Origin of the sequence: uncultured Alistipes sp. (assembly GCF_949296715.1) — a bacterium.
Classification (GTDB): Bacteria; Bacteroidota; Bacteroidia; order Bacteroidales; family Rikenellaceae; genus Alistipes.
In genome coordinates, this window is record NZ_CASFQD010000014.1 from 25578 (window position 1) to 42885 (window position 17308).

Consider the following 17308-nt stretch of genomic DNA (forward strand, 5'->3'; position numbering starts at 1 on the left):
CTCAAATCTTATTAACTTTGCGGGCATGGAAACCAATGAATCACCCATTCTTGCGGGGCTCAATCCCGCGCAGCGCGACGCCGTCGTGCACTACGACGTCCCCTCGCTCATCATTGCCGGGGCCGGCTCGGGCAAGACGCGCGTGCTCACCTCGCGCATCGCCTACATGATCGAGCAGGGCGTGGCGCCCGAGCGCATCCTCGCGCTGACCTTCACGAACAAGGCCGCCGAGCAGATGCGCACGCGCATCGCGCAGATGCTCCCCGACAACCGCGCGCGCCGCATCCGCATGGGCACGTTCCACTCGGTCTTCTCGCGCATCCTGCGCGAAAACGCCGAGCTGATCGGCTTTCCGCAGTCGTTCACGATCTACGAGCCGGCCGACAGCCGCAACCTCCTCAAGACGATTGTCCGCGAGCTGAACCTTGCCGACGAGAAGTACAAGCCCAACATGCTCGCCTCGCGCATATCCTATGCCAAAAACTGCCTGGTGACGCCCGGGGCCTACCTCGCCGCGGCGAACTACGCCGCCGAGGACCGGCAGGCGCAGATTCCCGAGTTCGGCAACATCTACAACATCTACTGCCAGCGCTGCAAGCGCAACGGCGCCATGGACTTCGACGACCTGCTGCTGCAGACCAACATCCTGCTGCGCGACTTCCCGGAGGTGCTCCGCCGCTACCAGGAGCAGTTCGAGTACATCCTCGTCGACGAGTACCAGGACACGAACTACGCGCAGTACATCATCATCCGGCGCCTTTCGCAGCTCCACTCGCGGGTCTGCGTCGTGGGCGACGACGCGCAGTCGATCTACTCGTTCCGCGGGGCCAAGATCGAGAACATCCTCTCCTTCAAGAAGGACTACCCCTCGGCGATGGTCTTCAAGCTCGAGCAGAACTACCGCTCGACGCGCACGATCGTCGAGGCGGCCAACTCGGTGATCGCCCGCAACAGCAAGCGCATGGAGAAGCACTGCTTTTCGGAGGGCGACGTGGGCGAGAAAATACGCATCCTGAAGGCCTACACCGACCGCGAGGAGGCCGAGATGGTCGTCACGGACCTGCGCGACAAGGTCCGCGAGACGGGCGACCGCTGGTCGGACGTCGTGATCCTCTACCGCACGAACAACCAGTCGGCTGTGCTGGAGGACAATCTGCGGCGCTGCGGCGTCCCCTACCGCATCTACAAGGGGTCGTCGTTCTACGACCACAAGGAGATCAAGGACCTGCTGGCCTACATCCGGCTGGTCATCAACCCGCGCGACGACGAGGCCTTCCGGCGCATCGTCAACTACCCGGCGCGCGGCATCGGCGATACGACCGTGCAGCGCATCGCGCAGCTGGCCGCCGCGCAGGGCTGTTCGATGTGGGAGGCGGTCGACACGCTGGTCGCCGAGCCCGCGGCGGACCCCGTGCAGCGGACCATCGCCCGCAAGGTCGCCGAGTTCGTGGCGATGATCCGCGCGCTGTCGCTCGCCCGCAACGAGAAGGGCCTCTACGACTTCGGTCTGGAGATCGCCTCGCGCTCGGGCATCCTGGCGGCCTACCGCACGGAGAACACCCCCGAGGCGGCGTCGGCGCTGGATAACATCGAGGAGCTGCTCAACTCGATGCAGCTCTTCAAGGAGCAGCGCGACGCCGAAATCCGCGGCGGCGAGCGGCAGGCCGACGAGGAGGCCACGATCGAGGAGTGGCTGCAGCAGGTGATGCTCCTGACCGACATGGACAAGGACGACCCCGAGGACGACGACAAGGTGACGCTCATGACCGTCCACTCGGCCAAGGGGCTGGAGTACAAATACGTCTACATCGTGGGGCTCGAGGAGAACCTCTTTCCCTCGCAGCGGGCCGTCGAGTCGCCCGACGGCATCGAGGAGGAGCGGCGCCTCTTCTACGTCGCCCTCACGCGGGCCAAGGTGCAGGCGACGATCTCCTATGCCGAGATGCGCTTCAAGTGGGGTAACATGGAGTTCTCGCGCCCGAGCTGCTTCCTGCGCGAGATCGACCCGCGCTACGTCGAGGCCGATTTCGATACGCAGGAGCTGCGCACGCAGCGGCCGCAGGAGCCCGGCGGCCCCTCGGCCATCGAGGAGCTGCGTCGCCGCTTCGACTACCGCTACCAGCAGCAGGGCGCGGGCCGCACGGGCGGCGCTCCGGCGGGCGGATACGGCGCGCGCGGAGGTTACGGCCCTTCGGGTGGCTTCGGGCGCCCGGCGGACGGCGAATCGGACACGGCACGGCGTTATGCCCGCACGGCGGCCGAAGACCCCGGACACGTCGTGTCGCAGCGTCAGGCGTCGCGTCCCGCCGCGCCCGATCCGGCCCTCGTACAGCCGCCGCGCCCCTCGACCGCAGGGATGCGCCGGCTGGGTATCCGCCCGGCGCAGGGCGACGTCCCGGCCGCCGCGGGCGGCTATGCCGTGGGCGACCGCGTCGAGCACGCCACGTTCGGCGTCGGCATCATCCGGCGCATCGAGCAGCTTGCGGGAGACCAGAAACTCGTCGTGGCCTTCGACAATGCCGGGGAGAAGACCCTGCTGGCGAAGTTCGCGCGGCTGACCAGATGCTGATCCGATGCAGACGCCCCTCGTTTCGGTCGTAATGACCACCTACAACCACGCCCCCTACCTGCGGCAGGCGATCGAAGGGGTGCTGGCGCAGCAGACCCCCTTCGGCGTGGAGCTGGTGCTGGGCGAGGATTGCAGCACGGATGCCACGCCCGCGATCTGCCGCGAATATGCCGCGCGGTATCCCGGTCGGGTGCGGCTGGTGACGGGCCCCGCAAACGTGGGGTGGCGGGCCAACTACCGCCGCACGTTCGAGGCGTGCCGCGGCCGCTACGTCGCCTACTGCGACGGCGACGACTGGTGGGAGGACCTGCACAAGCTCCGCCGGCAGGTCGAACGGCTCGAGGCCGATCCCTCCTGCGGGCTCTGCTACACGCGCACGGAGCGCTGCGACCAGGCGACCGGCACCCGCACCCCCTTCCCGGCGGAGTGTTCGACCGATTTCGGCCGCATGGTCTTCCGCAATCCCGTGGACAACTGTTGCGCCGTGGCGCGCCGCGAACTGGTGGCCCGCTACTACGCCGAGGTGCGGCCCGAGGAGCATCCCGAATGGCTGACCGACGACCAGCCCATGTGGCTCTGGTGCGCGCTCCATGCCGGGGTCTGCTTCGTCGACGCCGTGACGGCCGTGCACCGCGTGCTGCCCGCCAGCGTGAGCCACAGCGAGCTCTACCGCCGGCGGATCGCCTTCGTCGACTCGCTCTGCGACATCGGGCTGTGGATGGATGCCCGCTACCACGGCGGGCGGTGCCGCCGCGGGCTGCTGCGCAAACGTTCGTCCGATGCCCTGTGGGTGCTGTCGTACCACGGCGGGGTCGGCGAGTACCTCGCGCGCTGGTGGCGCGACGTGCGGCGCACGCCGTGGCTGCTGCTCTGCCCCGAGGGGTACGGGCTGCTGGTGAAGAAACTGCTGTTCAGACGCAATACCGACACACGATGACAACCAAACAACGTTACGAGGGCGTGATCGCCTGGTTCTCGGAGCACATGCCCGTGGCCGAGAGCGAACTGCACTACGAAAATCCCTACCAGCTGCTCGTCGCGGTGGCTCTCTCGGCGCAGTGTACCGACAAGCGGGTCAACATGACGACGCCGGCCTTTTTCGAGCGCTTCCCGACCCCCTTTGCGCTGGCGGAGGCCACGGCCGAGGAGATCTATCCCTACATCCGGAGCATCTCCTATCCCAACAACAAGGCCCGCAACCTCGCACGCATGGCCCGCATGCTGTGCGACGAGTTCGGCGGTGAGGTGCCCGACGATCTGGAGCAGCTGCAGCGCCTGCCGGGCGTGGGCCGCAAGACGGCCAACGTGCTCGGAGCGGTGCTCTGGCAGCGTGAGGTGATGCCCGTCGACACGCATGTCTTCCGTGTCTCGAACCGCATCGGCCTGACGACCAACTCGAAGACGCCGCTCCAGACCGAGCGGACGCTCGAAAGCAACATCCCCTCGCACCTGCTGCCCGTGGCCCATCACTGGCTGATCCTGCACGGGCGCTACGTCTGCACGGCCCGCGCCCCGAAGTGCGGCACGTGCGGCATCGCCCCGTGGTGCCGCAAGCACGCCGCCGACCTCAAGCGTGCGGCGGGTGCCTCCTCCGCGGAGGCTTCCTCCCCGGCGGCATCCGGCAGAAGCCGGGCCGCGGCCGCGAAATCCGCTGCGGGGAAGCGCTGACCCCTCCCCGATCCCCTTTTCCGATACGGATGCGGTGCGTTGTCACCCTCTCTCCGGGCAGGGCGGCGGAGTGCTGTGATACGGGCCCTTTTTCTATGCCAAACGGCCGCAGAGGACACTTTGCGGCCGTTTGGTTTTGCCGGGTGGGAATTTTGTGCTATCTTGCCGGAAAAAGCAATACGATGGAACCGCAACTGCAATTCATTCCGCTCCGTTCACGCACGGATGCCTTGTGGGCCGAGGCGTGGCACCTGTATCAGAACTCGTTTCCTGCCTGCGAATGCTGGCGCGAGGAGAGCTACGACCGAGCTTTCGGCGACCCGGCGTTCGAGGCCGATGCCGTCTGCTGCGACGGCCAGTTTGTCGGGCTGCTTTTCCATTGGAATGCCGGAAGTTACCGCTACGTCGAGCATCTGGCCGTCTCGCCCGCGCTGCGGGGGCGGCGTATGGGTTCGCATATCCTTTCGTCCTTCTGCGCGGAGGCCGGGCGCGTGGTTCTCGAGATCGACCCGCCCGTCGACGACATCTCGGTCCGGCGTCAGCACTTCTACGAGCGGCTGGGGTTCGTCACGAACGCCTACGACTACATCCACCCCTCCTTCTCGCGGCCGTTCCATGCCCACCAGCTGGTGCTCATGAGCCGTCCCGATCCCCTGACAAAAGAAGAAGCCCGCGTTTTCGCGGACTTCGTGCGCGAGCATGTGCTGCGCTATTCGGATCACCTGCAGCCGGAACTTCCCCGCATCCTCTGACGCCCGATTCACTCTTTCACCTGCCGGTGCGGGGCGCTGCAAGGACCCTTACATCGTTCCGACAAGGTATTTCGTCAGGAAATATCCGCCCGCGACCAGCCAGACGTAGAGCAGCCCCGCCAGCACGAAGGGCCTGGCTCCCGCCTGCCGGAACTTGTCGAGACTGGTCTCGGTGCCGAGGGCCGTCATGGCCATCGTGAGCAGGAAGGTGTCGATGTATTCGATCGCGCCGTTGAGCGGGATCTCACGCACGCTGGCGGCGCCGCACAGGTGCTGGAGCAGCGAGTTTAGGCAGATCACGCCGATGAATCCGAAGGCGAACCACGGAATCGTGATGCGGCTCTTCTGCGTCTGTCCGGCGGCTTCGGCGGCATTTGCATCGGCTCCGGCAGCGGCCGCACGGCGGCGCCGTCCGGCCAGCGCGAAGCTCATCACGACGAGCACCGGGGCCAGCAGCATGACGCGGATCATCTTCGTGATGGTCGCCGTGCCGGCGATGCCCAGCGCATCGGTCGGGTCCATGGCGTTGCCCGCCCCGGCCACGTGGGCCACCTCGTGGAGCGTGCTGCCCGTGTAGATCGCCACACCCGTGTCCGTGAGCCCGTCGAGCATCCCCGTGCGGTACATCACCGGATAGAGGAACATCGAGAGCGTGCCGAAGATCACGACCGTCGAGACGGCGATGGCGGTCTTGTACCCCTCGCACTTGACGACCGGTTCGGCGCCCAGCACAGCCGCGGCGCCGCAGATGGCGCTGCCCGTGGAGGTCATCAGCGCCGTGTCGGCGTCGATGCGCAGCAGGCGGCCCAGCGCGACGCCGCCCAGGATGGTCACCGTCACGACGATCAGGTCGACGGCCAGTGCCGGGAGCCCGACGGCCGCCACCTGGGCCAGCGTCAGGCGGAATCCGTAGAGGATGATGCCCCAGCGGAGAATCTGCTTCGTGCAGAACTTGATGCCCGGAACCCACGTTTCGGGCAGTTTGTTGCGTAGGCTGTTGGCATAGAGCATGCCCAGGATGATGCCGACGATCAGCGGGCTGAACGAGAGCCGCCTGACGACGGGCTGTTCGGCGATGTAGAATGCCGCGAATGAGAAGAGTGCGATCAGCAGGATGCCGTGCAGGGCGTTTGCCCGGTTGCCTTTTTCCAACATGCGATAACTTTTTTTAATTCGGCCGCAAAGATCGCACCTTTTATCGAGTTGTGAAATAGGCTTTTTGTTATCCGGAATAACCTTCGGTTATGGATGCGCTTCCGCATTTCGCGCTGCCGCCCGGGTCGGATTCGGCGTGCGGGCCTGCGCAGCCGGCCCTCTTCCGGGATTCTCTCCGGGGATGTCCTTCGGAACGGTCTTCTGCTGCATGGCCGTGCAGCCGTCGGCGGCTGTCAGAGGTTGGCGCGGGCGAAGTCGATGAACTGCCCGGCAAGGGGTGCGGGCGTGGCTTCGGCGTGCACGAACGAGAAGTCGCGCCGCATGGCGAGGTCCTCGATGTCCACGATCCGCAGCGTGCCGCTGCGCAGGCTGTCGACGACCGAGATGACCGAGACGATGGCCATCGCGTCGCTGTTGCGGACGAAGGACTTGATCCCCTCGGTCGTGCCGAGCCGCATGACGACGTGCAGCTGCGAAAGGCGGATGCCCGCCGCGGCGAGGGCCGCGGCGATGACCTCGAGCGTGCCGGACCCCTCCTCGCGCAGGACGAGCGGGATGTGCCGCAGGGCGTCGGCCGTGAGCGATTCGGTGCGGGCGTATTTGCCGCCCGTGCGGGTGATGAGGACCAGTTCGTCGTGTGCGAAGAGCGTGTAGTGGAGTCCCTGCCGGCGGCTCACGCTCTCGACGATGCCCAGGTCGATGGCGTGCTCCTCGAGGGCGCGTTCAACCTGTCCGCTGTTGCCCGAGAGCACGGAGACGCGGATGCCCGGGAAGCGGGCGGTGAAGCGGGCGAGGATCGGCGGCAGCAGGTATTGGGCGACGGTCGTGCTGGCGCCGAGGCGCAGCTCGCCCTCGGTCTGGCCCGTGCAGAGACTCACCTCGTACTCCATGCGGCGGTAGTCGTCGAGGATGCGCTCCGCGGCGTCGAGCAGCGTGCGCCCCGCGTCGGTGAGTTCGAGGCGGCTGCCGCGCCGGTTGAAGAGCTGGACCCGGTAACGGTTCTCCAGCTCGCCGATGTGTTTGCTGACCGCCGGCTGCGAGATGCACAGCTGTTCGGCGGTCCGGGTGAAGCTCAACGTCCGGGCCGCCGCGATGAAGACCTTGAGGCGGAAGTCGTCCATGGCGTCAGCCGAGGTGTCCCTCCTCGGCGAACTCCTTGACCGAGCGGATGTAGTGGGCGATCGTCTCCTCCATCGAGACGAACGACTTGCCGCCCGCGGCGTTCTTGTGGCCGCCGCCGTTGAAGTATTTGCGGGCGAAGAGGTTGACGTCCACGTCGCCGCGCGAGCGCAGCGACACGCGGATGAACCTGCGGTGGGCGAGGAACATGGCCGACATCTTCATCTTCTTGATCGTCAGCGCGTAGTTCACGAACCCCTCGCTGTCGCCCTGCTGGAACTGGAAACGCCGCATCTCGCTCTCGAGCAGCGACATGTAGGCCACCGTGCCGTCCTGGATGATCTCCATCTTGCGGTTGATGGCGTAGCCGAAGAGCCGTGCGCGCCCCTCGGTATAGGCGTTGTAGACGTTGTTGTGGATCGTCGGGATCGAGATGCCCCGCTCGACGAGCACTGCGACGGCGCGGAACAGCCCGGGCGTGAGGAACGAGAAGGCGAAGTTGCCCGTGTCGGTCATCATGCCCACGTAGAGTGCCTCGGCCATGCGCCGCGTGATGGCCTCGGTGCCGCAGAGCGCCTCGATGACGGAGTAGACCACGTAGCAGGTCGACGAGGAGTCGGGGAATGAGAGCGCGAGGTCGAACCCGCCGTCGGGCGAGAGGTGGTGGTCGATCAGGATGCGGCGCGCCGTGGTGTTGGCCTCGATCGTCTCGCTGAGAATCTCCAGACGCGACACGGCGTTGAAGTCGAGGCAGAAGATCGCGTCGGCCTCCTCGATGGCCCGCACGGCGCGCCCTTCGGTGTCGGTCTTGAAGACGACGATCTCGTCGATGCCCTCCATCCAGTCGAGAAAGTAGGGGTATTTGTTCGGCACGATGCAGGTCACCTCGTGGCCCATGCCGCGCAGAATCTCGGCCCAGGCGAGCGACGAACCCACGGCGTCGCCGTCGGGATTGGTGTGCGACACGATGACGAACCGTTGTCCGGGCCGTGCCAGCAGAGTGCGCAGTTTCTCGATATGTTCTCCGGTGATCTTCATGTTCGGGACGATTTATTGGACAAAGATAAAAAATAATCGGCAAACGCCAACGTCCGGGGCCCAAAACGACGCAAGGATGACCCGTCGGTCATCCTTGCCTGTGTCATTCGCCTTTCTGTGCCTGGAGCCGCACTGCGAGCCACTCCGTGACGGCCTGCTGCCACTGCGCCCGGTAGCGGAACGTGTCGCGGATGCCCCAGCCGTGGCCGCCCGAGGGGTAGACGTGCAGCGAGGCGGGGATGCCGTGCTGCTTGAGCGCCATGTAGTAGCGCGTGCCGTTGGTCGGGGGGACCGAGCGGTCGTCGTCCGAGAGCAGCAGCAGCGTCGGCGGAGTAGCGGGCGTGACGCGCCGCTCGAGCGAATAGGCCGCGTCGCGCTCCGGCGTGCGCTCGCCCAGCAGGTTGTCGAACGACCCTTCGTGCGCCTCGCCCGGTGCGGCGGTGATGACCGGGTAGAAGAGGATCGCGAAGGCGGGACGCACGGCCCCGAGCGTCGAGGCCATGGCCGCGAGGTGTCCGCCCGCCGAGCAGCCGACGATTCCGACGCGCTCGGGCTGCGGCAGCAGCTCGTGCGGCAGCCCCGGCACGTCGCCGCGCAGCAGCCGCAGCGCCTGTTCGGCATCCTCGAGCGGCACCTCGGGATGGTGGTTCGGCATGCGGTACTTGAGCACCGCCGCCGTGATGCCCTGCGAGGCGAACCAGCGGGCCAGGAGGAACCCTTCGTGGTCCATGGCCAGCCGCGTGTAGCCCCCGCCCGGGCAGATGACGACCCCCTGTCCGGTGGCTTTCGACGCCTCGGCCGGGAAGAGGTAGAGCTCGGCCTCGGAGGTCCGGGCGATGCGGTAGGGCTCCTGCTCCTCTTCGGGGGCGGTGATGCCGTTGCTGTGGGGCGCCGTGGCGTTGTCCCAGATGCGGACGGTGGCGGCCTGCCCGTAGTCGGGCGTCCGGGCCGCGGCGGAGGCTGTCGTGAGCAGCATGGCAAATGCGATGGCGAGGTGGCGTTTCATGTCGGTTCGGTCGGGTGTAGGGCGATGGGGACGGCAGGTGGCCGGGTTGCGGCCGGTGTTTCGGCAGTGTTTCAGCGTTTCGGCGGCGTTTCGGCGAAGCGGGCCCTGCGCAGGCAGGGCCCGTCTCCGAATGCCTGGGGCAGGGTCAGATCACGATGTTGATGATCTTGCCCGGCACGACGATCACCTTCTTCGGGGCCTTGCCGTCGAGCCACTTCTGCGCCTCGGGCGCCGTGACGACGGCCGCCTGAATCTCCGCCGGGGTCATCGCCGTGGCGTACTCCTTCCTGAAGCGGAGCTTGCCGTTGACCGAAACGGGGTATTCGAACGTGCTCTGCGCGAGGTGTTTCTCGTCGCAGACCGGATACGTGGCGTCGCATACCGAGGTCGTGTGTCCGGCCTGCGCCCAGAGCTCCTCGGCGATGTGCGGGGCGAAGGGGGCCAGCAGCACGACGAGCGGCTCGAGCACCTCGCGCTTGGAGCAGTCGCCCAGCTCGTTCAGGCAGATCATGAAGGCCGCCACGGAGGTGTTGAACGAGAAGTTCTCGATATCCTCGGTGACCTTCCTGATCGTCTTGTGCAGCGTGCGCAGCTCCTTTTCGGTCGCCGGCTCGTCCGTCAGGCGGAACCGCCCGTCGCGGTCGAAGAAGAGGCGCCAGAAGCGGCGCAGGAACTTGTGCACGCCGTCGATGCCGTTCGTGTCCCAGGGTTTCGACTGTTCGAGCGGCCCGAGGAACATCTCGTACATGCGCAGCGTGTCGGCGCCGTAGTTCTCGACGATGTAGTCGGGGTTGACGACGTTGTACATCGACTTGGACATTTTCTCGATGGCCCAGCCGCAGATGTACTTGCCCTCCTCGAGGATGAACTCCGCGTCGCGGAACTCCGGACGCCACGCCCGGAAGGCCTCCAGGTCGAGCACGTCGTTGCGGACGATGTTGACGTCGACGTGTATCTCCTGCGTCTCATACCGGTCGCGCAGCCCCAGCGAGACGAACTTGTTGGTGCCGACGACGCGGTAGACGAAGTTCGAGCGGCCCTGGATCATGCCCTGGTTGACGAGCTTGCGGAAGGGCTCCTCCTCGCAGACATACCCCAGGTCGTAGAGAAACATGTTCCAGAAGCGCGAATACATGAGGTGGCCCGTGGCGTGCTCGATGCCGCCGACGTAGAGGTCCACCGAACGCCAGTACTCGTCGGCTTCGCGGCCGACCAGCGCGCGGTCGTTGTGCGGGTCCATGTAGCGCAGGTAGTAGGCCGACGACCCGGCAAAGCCCGGCATCGTCGAGAGCTCGTAGGGGTATCCTTCGGCCGTGCACCACCCCTTGACGCGGGCCAGGGGCGGCTCGCCCTCCGCCGTGGGGCCGAAGTCGGCGACGGGCGGCAGTTCGAGCGGCAGCTGTTCCTCCCCGAGCGGACAGGCCGTGTCGTCCTTGTAGTAGATCGGGAAGGGCTCGCCCCAGTAGCGCTGGCGCGAGAAGATGGCGTCGCGCAGGCGGTAGTTCACCAGCCGCCTGCCCAGGCCGCGACGTTCGATCTCGGCGAACATCGTCGGGATCGCCTCCTTGACGTCCAGTCCGTTGAGGAAGTCCGAGTTGATGAGCTTGCCCGACTTGGCGTCGTAGGACTCCTTCTCGACGTCGCCGCCCTCGACCACCGGGATGACCTCCAGCCCGAAGTGGCGGGCGAAGGCCCAGTCGCGCGAGTCGTGGGCCGGAACGGCCATGATGGCCCCCGTGCCGTAGCCGGCGAGCACGTAGTCGGAGATGTAGATCGGAATGGCCCGGCCCGTGAAGGGGTTGATCGCACAGGAGCCCGTCGCCACGCCGCTCACGCGCTTCGTGTCGGCGATGCGGTCACGCTCCGAACGCTTCTTCGTCTGTTCGATATAGGCGGCCACGGCGGCGCGGTTCTCTTCGGTCGTCAGGTAGTCGACCCACTCGTGCTCGGGGGCGATGACCATGAACGTCACGCCGAAGATCGTGTCGGGACGCGTCGTGAAAATCTCCAGCCTGCGGTCCGAACCCTCGATGTCGAAGAAGACCTGCGCACCCTCCGAGCGGCCGATCCAGTTGCGCTGGATCTCCTTGAGCGAGTCGCTCCATTCGAGCTTCTCGAGCCCGTCGAGCATCCGCTGTGCGTAGGCCGTCACGCGCAGCAGCCACTGCTTCATGCGCTTCTGCTCCACGGGGTAGCCGCCGCGCACCGACAGCCCGTCGTGCACCTCGTCGTTGGCCAGCACCGTGCCCAGCTTCGGGCACCAGTTGACCATCGTGTCGGCGCGGAAGGCCAGCCGGTAGTTCTGCAGCACCTGCTCGCGGCGCTTCGTGTCCCAGGCGTTCCACTCGTCGGCCGTGAAGTGCAGCTCCTGCGTCGAGGCGGCGTCGATCCCCTCGGTGCCCGAAGCGGCGAAGGCGGCCACGAGCTCCCCGATCGGCCGGGCCTGCTGCCGGCGGTTGTCGTAGTAGTGCGAGAACATCTTGAGGAAGGCCCACTGCGTCCACTTGTAGTAGGCGGGGTCGCACGTGCGCACCTCGCGGTCCCAGTCGAACGAGAAGCCGATCTTGTCGAGCTGCTCGCGGTAGCGGGCGATGTTCTGCTCGGTCGTCACGGCCGGGTGCTGCCCCGTCTGGATGGCGTACTGCTCGGCCGGCAGGCCGAAGGCGTCGTAGCCCATCGGGTGCAGGACGTTGAAACCCTTGAGGCGCTTGTAGCGCGAGTAGATGTCCGAGGCGATGTATCCCAGCGGATGCCCCACATGCAGGCCTGCGCCCGACGGATAGGGGAACATGTCGAGCACGTAGAACTTCGGCCGCGCGGGGTCGATCTCGACGTGGTAGGTCTTCTCGTCGCGCCAGCGCTGCTGCCAGCGGGCTTCGATCTCCTTGAAATTGTAGTCCATATCTGATATGTTGATTGTCGAATTTCCTGCAAAAATAAGCAAAACTTTCCGTTTCCGGACCGCCTTTCCGATTTCTTTCGAAAAAACCGCTCCGGCGGACGCAGTAATTCGGCTTTTTTCTCATTTATTCAATGGAATAACGGGTGAAAGACGGCTGCCCGCGCAATCCGAAGTCGACAACCACCAAAACCGATAGAGCCTATGAAAAATCGAATGACACGTTGTGGAAAACGGCTGGCGGTGTTTGCTGCCGCCGTGCTGTCGCTGGCCGGATGCTCCGATGACAGGAAGTCGGAACATCCCGCGATCTGGGATTTTGTCAACCCGTCGGTCCGCTTTGTCGTGACCGATGCCGAAACGGGTGAGAACCTGCTCGATCCGGCTTCGGAGAACTTCATCGGGGAAGAGTCCGTTGCGGTTTCCTACAAGGGCGAACGCTATGGGATCGTCACGGAGCCTTCCGCTCCCGCCAGCCGCTTTAACATGCCGCGTCCGCTGGCCCTGCGGCTGGAGCGCGACCCCTATTATTCGTCCCTGGAGGAGCTTCAGGGGTGGCATCTCTCCTTCGGCGAGTTCTCCCCGACGGACAACTATCGCAATCAGCGGTTTACCGTCGAGTGGGAGGACGGATCGACGACCGAGGTGGAGTTCGACCTCTACATCGTCTGGCATGGCGACGAGCCCGACGTGAAGAGCTTTGTCCGGGTTGACGGCGTCGACCACGGATCGGGCTACGATAACGGCTGGGTAGTCCGCATATCTCGTTGATGTACAGTGTATACGGAACGGCAGGGCCGCGGGAGGACTCTCTCCTGCGGCCCGCTTTTTCGTCTCCGCGCCGCACGCCGTTTAACAGGCTTGCTGACAGCGTATTCCGAAAACATATATAAGTGTTTTCTTATATGTTTGCTAAATATATAGGCAAAAAGTATCCACAAGAGGCTAAATCGCTGAAAAAGGCAAAAAAAGATGGAGGGAATTATTGGATTTCCAAAAAAATGCGTACCTTTGCAGTCCATTTTGGACAATGGAGATAGATTTTTTAACACTTAAAGGACAGTTTTAAAATGCCAACTATTCAACAGTTAGTGAGAAACGGCCGCGTGTCGCTGGAGGACAAGTCGAAGTCTCCCGCACTGGCCGCGTGTCCCCAGCGCCGAGGCGTTTGTACGCGTGTGTACACGACGACCCCGAAGAAGCCTAACTCGGCCATGCGTAAGGTGGCACGTGTACGTCTGACCAACGGCAAGGAGGTCAACGCCTACATCCCCGGAGAGGGCCACAACCTGCAGGAGCACTCGATCGTGCTCGTCCGCGGCGGTCGTGTCAAGGACCTCCCCGGTGTACGTTACCACCTCGTGCGCGGTGCGCTCGACTCGGCAGGTGTCGACGGACGCCGCCAGCGCCGCTCGAAGTACGGTGCAAAACGCCCCAAGGCAGGCAAATAGTTTTAGGGAAGCCAAGAAACAACATTTAATCTGAACATTTTTCAATAGCAATGAGAAAAGCTAAGCCAAAAAAGCGAATTCTACTTCCGGATCCGAAGTTCGGTGACGTGGCTGTGACCCGTTTCGTGAACAACCTCATGCTGGATGGTAAGAAGAGTATTGCCTACTCGATTTTCTACGACTCGCTCGAAATCGTGGGCAAGAAGATGAAGGATGCTGATAAATCTCCGCTGGAAATCTGGAAACAGGCTCTGGAGAACATCACGCCCCAAGTCGAAGTGAAATCGAAGCGTATCGGTGGCGCGACTTTCCAGGTTCCTATGGAGGTTCGTCCGGAGCGCAAGATTTCTATTTCCATGAAAAACCTTGTCCTCTATTCCCGCAAGCGCGCCGGCAAGACGATGGCTGATAAGCTCGCAGCAGAGATCGTGGACGCCTACAACCAGCAGGGTGCCGCCTTCAAGCGCAAGGAGGAGATGCACCGCATGGCAGAGGCCAACAAGGCATTCGCACACTTCAGATTCTAAAACACGGACTCAACGATGGCAACCAGAGATTTACACTATACTCGTAACATCGGTATCATGGCCCACATCGATGCCGGTAAGACCACCACGTCCGAGCGAATCCTTTTCTACACGGGTAAGACCCACAAGATCGGCGAGGTGCACGAAGGCGGCGCTACGATGGACTGGATGGTCCAGGAGCAGGAGCGCGGCATCACGATCACCTCGGCTGCAACCACTGCTTTCTGGAACTACAAGGACCACCAGTATCAGATCAACCTGATCGACACCCCGGGACACGTCGACTTCACCGTCGAGGTGGAGCGTTCGCTGCGCGTGCTCGACGGCGCAATCGCCACGTTCTGCGCCGTGGGCGGTGTGGAGCCCCAGTCGGAGACCGTATGGCGTCAGGCCGACAAGTACAACGTTCCCCGTATCGGCTACGTCAACAAGATGGACCGCACGGGTGCCGACTTCTTCTCGGTCTGCGCACAGATCAAGGAGCACTTCGGCGCTACGGCCCTGCCGGTCGTCCTGCCCATCGGTGCCGAGGACAAGTTCGAGGGACTGGTAGACCTTATATATAATAATGCGATCTACTACTTCGACGACAAGACCGTCCGCGACAACTTCGAGCTACGCGAGATTCCCGAGTCGATGAAGGCCGAGGCCGCCGAGTGGCGCGCCAAGCTCATCGAGGAGGTCGCCGCTACGGACGATGCCCTGATGGAGAAGTTCTTTGAGGACCCCGATTCGATCACGCCCGACGAACTGCTGGCCGCCATCCGCAAGGCCACGATCTCGATGCAGATCGTGCCGATGCTCTGCGGCTCGTCGTTCCACAACAAGGGCGTGCAGAAGCTGCTCGACTACGTGATGGCCTTCCTCCCCTCGCCGCTGGATGTTCCCGCCGTAACCGGTACGAACCCCAAGACCGATGCCGAGGAGGTGCGCCACGCTTCGGAGGACGAGCCCTTCTGCGGCCTGGCCTTCAAGATCGCTACCGACCCGTTCGTCGGCCGTCTGGCATTCGTGCGCGTCTACTCGGGCAAGCTCGATGCCGGTTCGTATGTGCTGAACGCACGCAGCGGCAAGCGCGAGCGCATCAGCCGCATCTACCAGATGCACGCCAACAAGCAGAACCCCATGGAGAGCGTTACGGCCGGTGACATCTGCGCAGCCGTCGGCTTCAAGGAGATCCGCACGGGCGATACGCTCTGCGCCGAGAACGCCCCGATCGTGCTGGAGCAGATGACCTTCCCCGAGCCGGTGATCGGTCTGGCCGTCGAGCCCAAGACGCAGAAGGACCTCGACAAACTCGGCATCGCACTGGCGAAGCTCGCCGAGGAGGACCCCACCTTCACGGTACACACCGACGAGGATTCGGGTCAGACGGTCATCAGCGGTATGGGTGAGCTGCACCTCGACATCATCGTCGACCGTCTGCGCCGCGAGTTCGGTGTGGAGATCAACCAGGGTGCCCCGCAGGTCAACTACAAGGAGACGCTTACCAAGACGATTCAGCACCGCGAGGTCTTCAAGAAGCAGACCGGTGGTCGTGGTAAGTTCGCCGACATCATCTTCGAGATCGGTCCTGCCGAGGACGGCAAGATGGGCCTTACGTTCGTCGATGAGGTGAAGGGCGGCAACATTCCCAAGGAGTTCATCCCCTCGGTTCAGAAGGGCTTTGAGTCGGCCATGGCCAACGGTGCACTGGCAGGCTATCCGATGGACTCGATGAAGATCACGCTCAAGGACGGTTCGTTCCACCCCGTGGACTCGGACCAGCTGTCGTTCGAAATCGCCGCCCGCAACGGTTACCGCAACGCTGCGCCCAAGGCCGGTTCGGTGATCCTCGAGCCCGTGATGTCCGTGGAGGTCGTAACCCCCGAGGAGAACATGGGCGACATCATCGGCGACCTGAACAAGCGCCGCGGCCAGATCACCGGCATGGAGTCGAAGGGTACGGCCCGCGTCGTGAAGGCCAAGGTGCCGCTGTCGGAGATGTTCGGCTACGTCACCGTGCTGCGTACCATTTCGTCGGGTCGCGCAACCTCGTCCATGGAGTTCTCGCACTTCGAGGAGGTTCCCGCAAACCTGGCCAAGGAGATCATCGAGAAAGCGAGTGGTAAACGTAAGGATATAGAATAAGCAAACATATGAACCAGAAGATTAGAATCAAGTTAAAGTCATTCGATCACAATCTCGTGGACAAGTCGGCCGAGAAGATTGTGAAGACCGTGAAGAGCACGGGCGCCGTCGTGAGCGGCCCTGTGCCCCTCCCCACGCACAAGCAGATTTTCACGGTGAACCGCTCGACTTTCGTCAACAAGAAAGCCCGCGAGCAGTTCCAGCTCTGCACCTTCAAGCGCATCCTCGACATCTACTCGTCGACGCCCAAGACGATCGACGCGCTGATGAAGCTCGAGCTCCCCTCGGGCGTCGAGGTCGAGATCAAGGTGTGATAGGGAGGCTTCAGCAGCAGAATAGCACTCAATCACTTTATTCATAACAAACAAACGACAACAAATGTCAGGACTTATTGGAAAGAAAATCGGAATGACTTCCGTTTACAGTGCCGAGGGTAAGAACATACCATGCACTGTCATTGAGGCTGGTCCGTGCGTTGTTACGCAAATCAAGACCGTGGAGAAGGACTCCTACGAAGCGGTCCAGATTGCCTATGACGAGAAGAGTGAAAAGCACACCAGCAGCAGTTTGTTAGGTCACTTCAAGAAAGCCGGCACGACCCCGAAACGCAAGTTGGCGGAGTTCAAGGGCATGCCCGAAGTGAATCTCGGCGACACGCTGACCGTGGACATCTTCACCGAAGAGGACTGGGTCGACGTGACCGGGATATCGAAAGGTAAAGGCTTCCAGGGCGTTGTGAAACGCCACGGCTTCGGCGGCGTGGGCGGTCAGACCCACGGCCAGCACAACCGTCAGCGCAAGCCCGGTTCGCTGGGTGCGTCGTCGTATCCTTCGCGCGTCTTCAAGGGCAAGCGTCTGCCCGGCCAGATGGGCGGTGAGCAGGTCAAGGTACTGAACCTGCGTGTATTGAAGGTAATTCCCGAGAGCAACCTCATCCTCGTGAAGGGTTCGATTCCGGGTGCAAAAGGTGCTTATTTAACAATTGAGAAGTAGT

15 protein-coding genes are annotated in these 17308 nt (G+C 63.6%); 10 read left to right on the forward strand and 5 right to left on the reverse strand.

The window, feature by feature from the left end:
- Window positions 1-25 precede the first annotated feature (25 nt).
- The 4 genes from Q1Y33_RS01985 to Q1Y33_RS02000 all read left to right on the forward strand — a co-directional run bounded on the left by Q1Y33_RS01985 (window position 26) and on the right by Q1Y33_RS02000 (window position 4989).
- Entirely contained in the window at window positions 26-2569 is a 2544-nt protein-coding gene (locus tag Q1Y33_RS01985) for a UvrD-helicase domain-containing protein (RefSeq protein ID WP_300797737.1), read from the forward strand.
- 4 nt (window positions 2570-2573) lie between these two features.
- Window positions 2574-3506, forward strand: a complete 933-nt coding sequence (locus tag Q1Y33_RS01990) for a glycosyltransferase (protein WP_300797739.1) — start codon at window positions 2574-2576, stop codon at window positions 3504-3506.
- Complete coding sequence (gene nth, locus Q1Y33_RS01995) at window positions 3503-4237, forward strand: endonuclease III (protein ID WP_300797741.1); 735 nt, start codon at window positions 3503-3505, stop codon at window positions 4235-4237. The genes Q1Y33_RS01990 and nth overlap by 4 nt, the downstream gene beginning before the upstream one ends.
- Window positions 4238-4419: 182 nt before the next feature.
- Entirely contained in the window at window positions 4420-4989 is a 570-nt protein-coding gene (locus tag Q1Y33_RS02000) for a GNAT family N-acetyltransferase (protein ID WP_300797743.1), read from the forward strand.
- 48 nt (window positions 4990-5037) lie between these two features.
- Here the strand turns inward: Q1Y33_RS02000 and Q1Y33_RS02005 are convergent, their stop codons facing one another.
- From Q1Y33_RS02005 to leuS, 5 genes are all read right to left on the reverse strand, one after another.
- The gene (locus Q1Y33_RS02005; RefSeq protein WP_300797745.1) at window positions 5038-6144 is read right to left on the reverse strand and encodes a YeiH family protein; all 1107 of its coding nucleotides are present in this window, start codon (window positions 6142-6144) and stop codon (window positions 5038-5040) included.
- Window positions 6145-6377: 233 nt separating this feature from the next.
- Window positions 6378-7265 carry a LysR substrate-binding domain-containing protein gene (locus tag Q1Y33_RS02010; RefSeq protein ID WP_300797747.1) on the reverse strand — a complete coding sequence of 296 codons (888 nt, stop codon included), beginning with the start codon at window positions 7263-7265 and terminating at the stop codon, window positions 6378-6380.
- Between the two features lie 4 nt (window positions 7266-7269).
- The gene (locus Q1Y33_RS02015) at window positions 7270-8301 is read right to left on the reverse strand and encodes a DHH family phosphoesterase (RefSeq protein ID WP_300797749.1); all 1032 of its coding nucleotides are present in this window, start codon (window positions 8299-8301) and stop codon (window positions 7270-7272) included.
- Between the two features lie 103 nt (window positions 8302-8404).
- A complete protein-coding gene (locus tag Q1Y33_RS02020) occupies window positions 8405-9307 on the reverse strand; it encodes an alpha/beta hydrolase (RefSeq protein ID WP_300797751.1) in 903 nt (300 codons plus the stop codon).
- Between the two features lie 145 nt (window positions 9308-9452).
- A complete protein-coding gene (gene leuS / locus Q1Y33_RS02025; RefSeq protein WP_300797753.1) occupies window positions 9453-12209 on the reverse strand; it encodes a leucine--tRNA ligase in 2757 nt (918 codons plus the stop codon).
- 201 nt (window positions 12210-12410) lie between these two features.
- Between leuS and Q1Y33_RS02030 the strand changes: the two genes are divergently transcribed.
- The 6 genes from Q1Y33_RS02030 (at window position 12411) to rplC (ending at window position 17307) form a co-directional block, all read left to right on the forward strand.
- Entirely contained in the window at window positions 12411-12977 is a 567-nt protein-coding gene (locus Q1Y33_RS02030; RefSeq protein WP_300797755.1) for a hypothetical protein, read from the forward strand.
- Window positions 12978-13276: 299 nt separating this feature from the next.
- Window positions 13277-13657, forward strand: coding sequence for a 30S ribosomal protein S12 (rpsL, locus tag Q1Y33_RS02035; RefSeq protein ID WP_148468457.1), 381 nt, complete (start codon window positions 13277-13279; stop codon window positions 13655-13657).
- Window positions 13658-13707: 50 nt separating this feature from the next.
- Window positions 13708-14184 carry a 30S ribosomal protein S7 gene (gene rpsG, locus Q1Y33_RS02040; RefSeq protein WP_300797757.1) on the forward strand — a complete coding sequence of 159 codons (477 nt, stop codon included), beginning with the start codon at window positions 13708-13710 and terminating at the stop codon, window positions 14182-14184.
- A gap of 15 nt (window positions 14185-14199) precedes the next feature.
- Complete coding sequence (gene fusA, locus Q1Y33_RS02045; RefSeq protein ID WP_300797759.1) at window positions 14200-16314, forward strand: elongation factor G; 2115 nt, start codon at window positions 14200-14202, stop codon at window positions 16312-16314.
- A gap of 8 nt (window positions 16315-16322) precedes the next feature.
- Window positions 16323-16628, forward strand: a complete 306-nt coding sequence (gene rpsJ / locus Q1Y33_RS02050) for a 30S ribosomal protein S10 (protein WP_004329464.1) — start codon at window positions 16323-16325, stop codon at window positions 16626-16628.
- A 64-nt stretch (window positions 16629-16692) separates the two neighbouring features.
- Entirely contained in the window at window positions 16693-17307 is a 615-nt protein-coding gene (gene rplC / locus Q1Y33_RS02055) for a 50S ribosomal protein L3 (protein ID WP_300797761.1), read from the forward strand.
- Window position 17308: the final 1 nt, after the last annotated feature.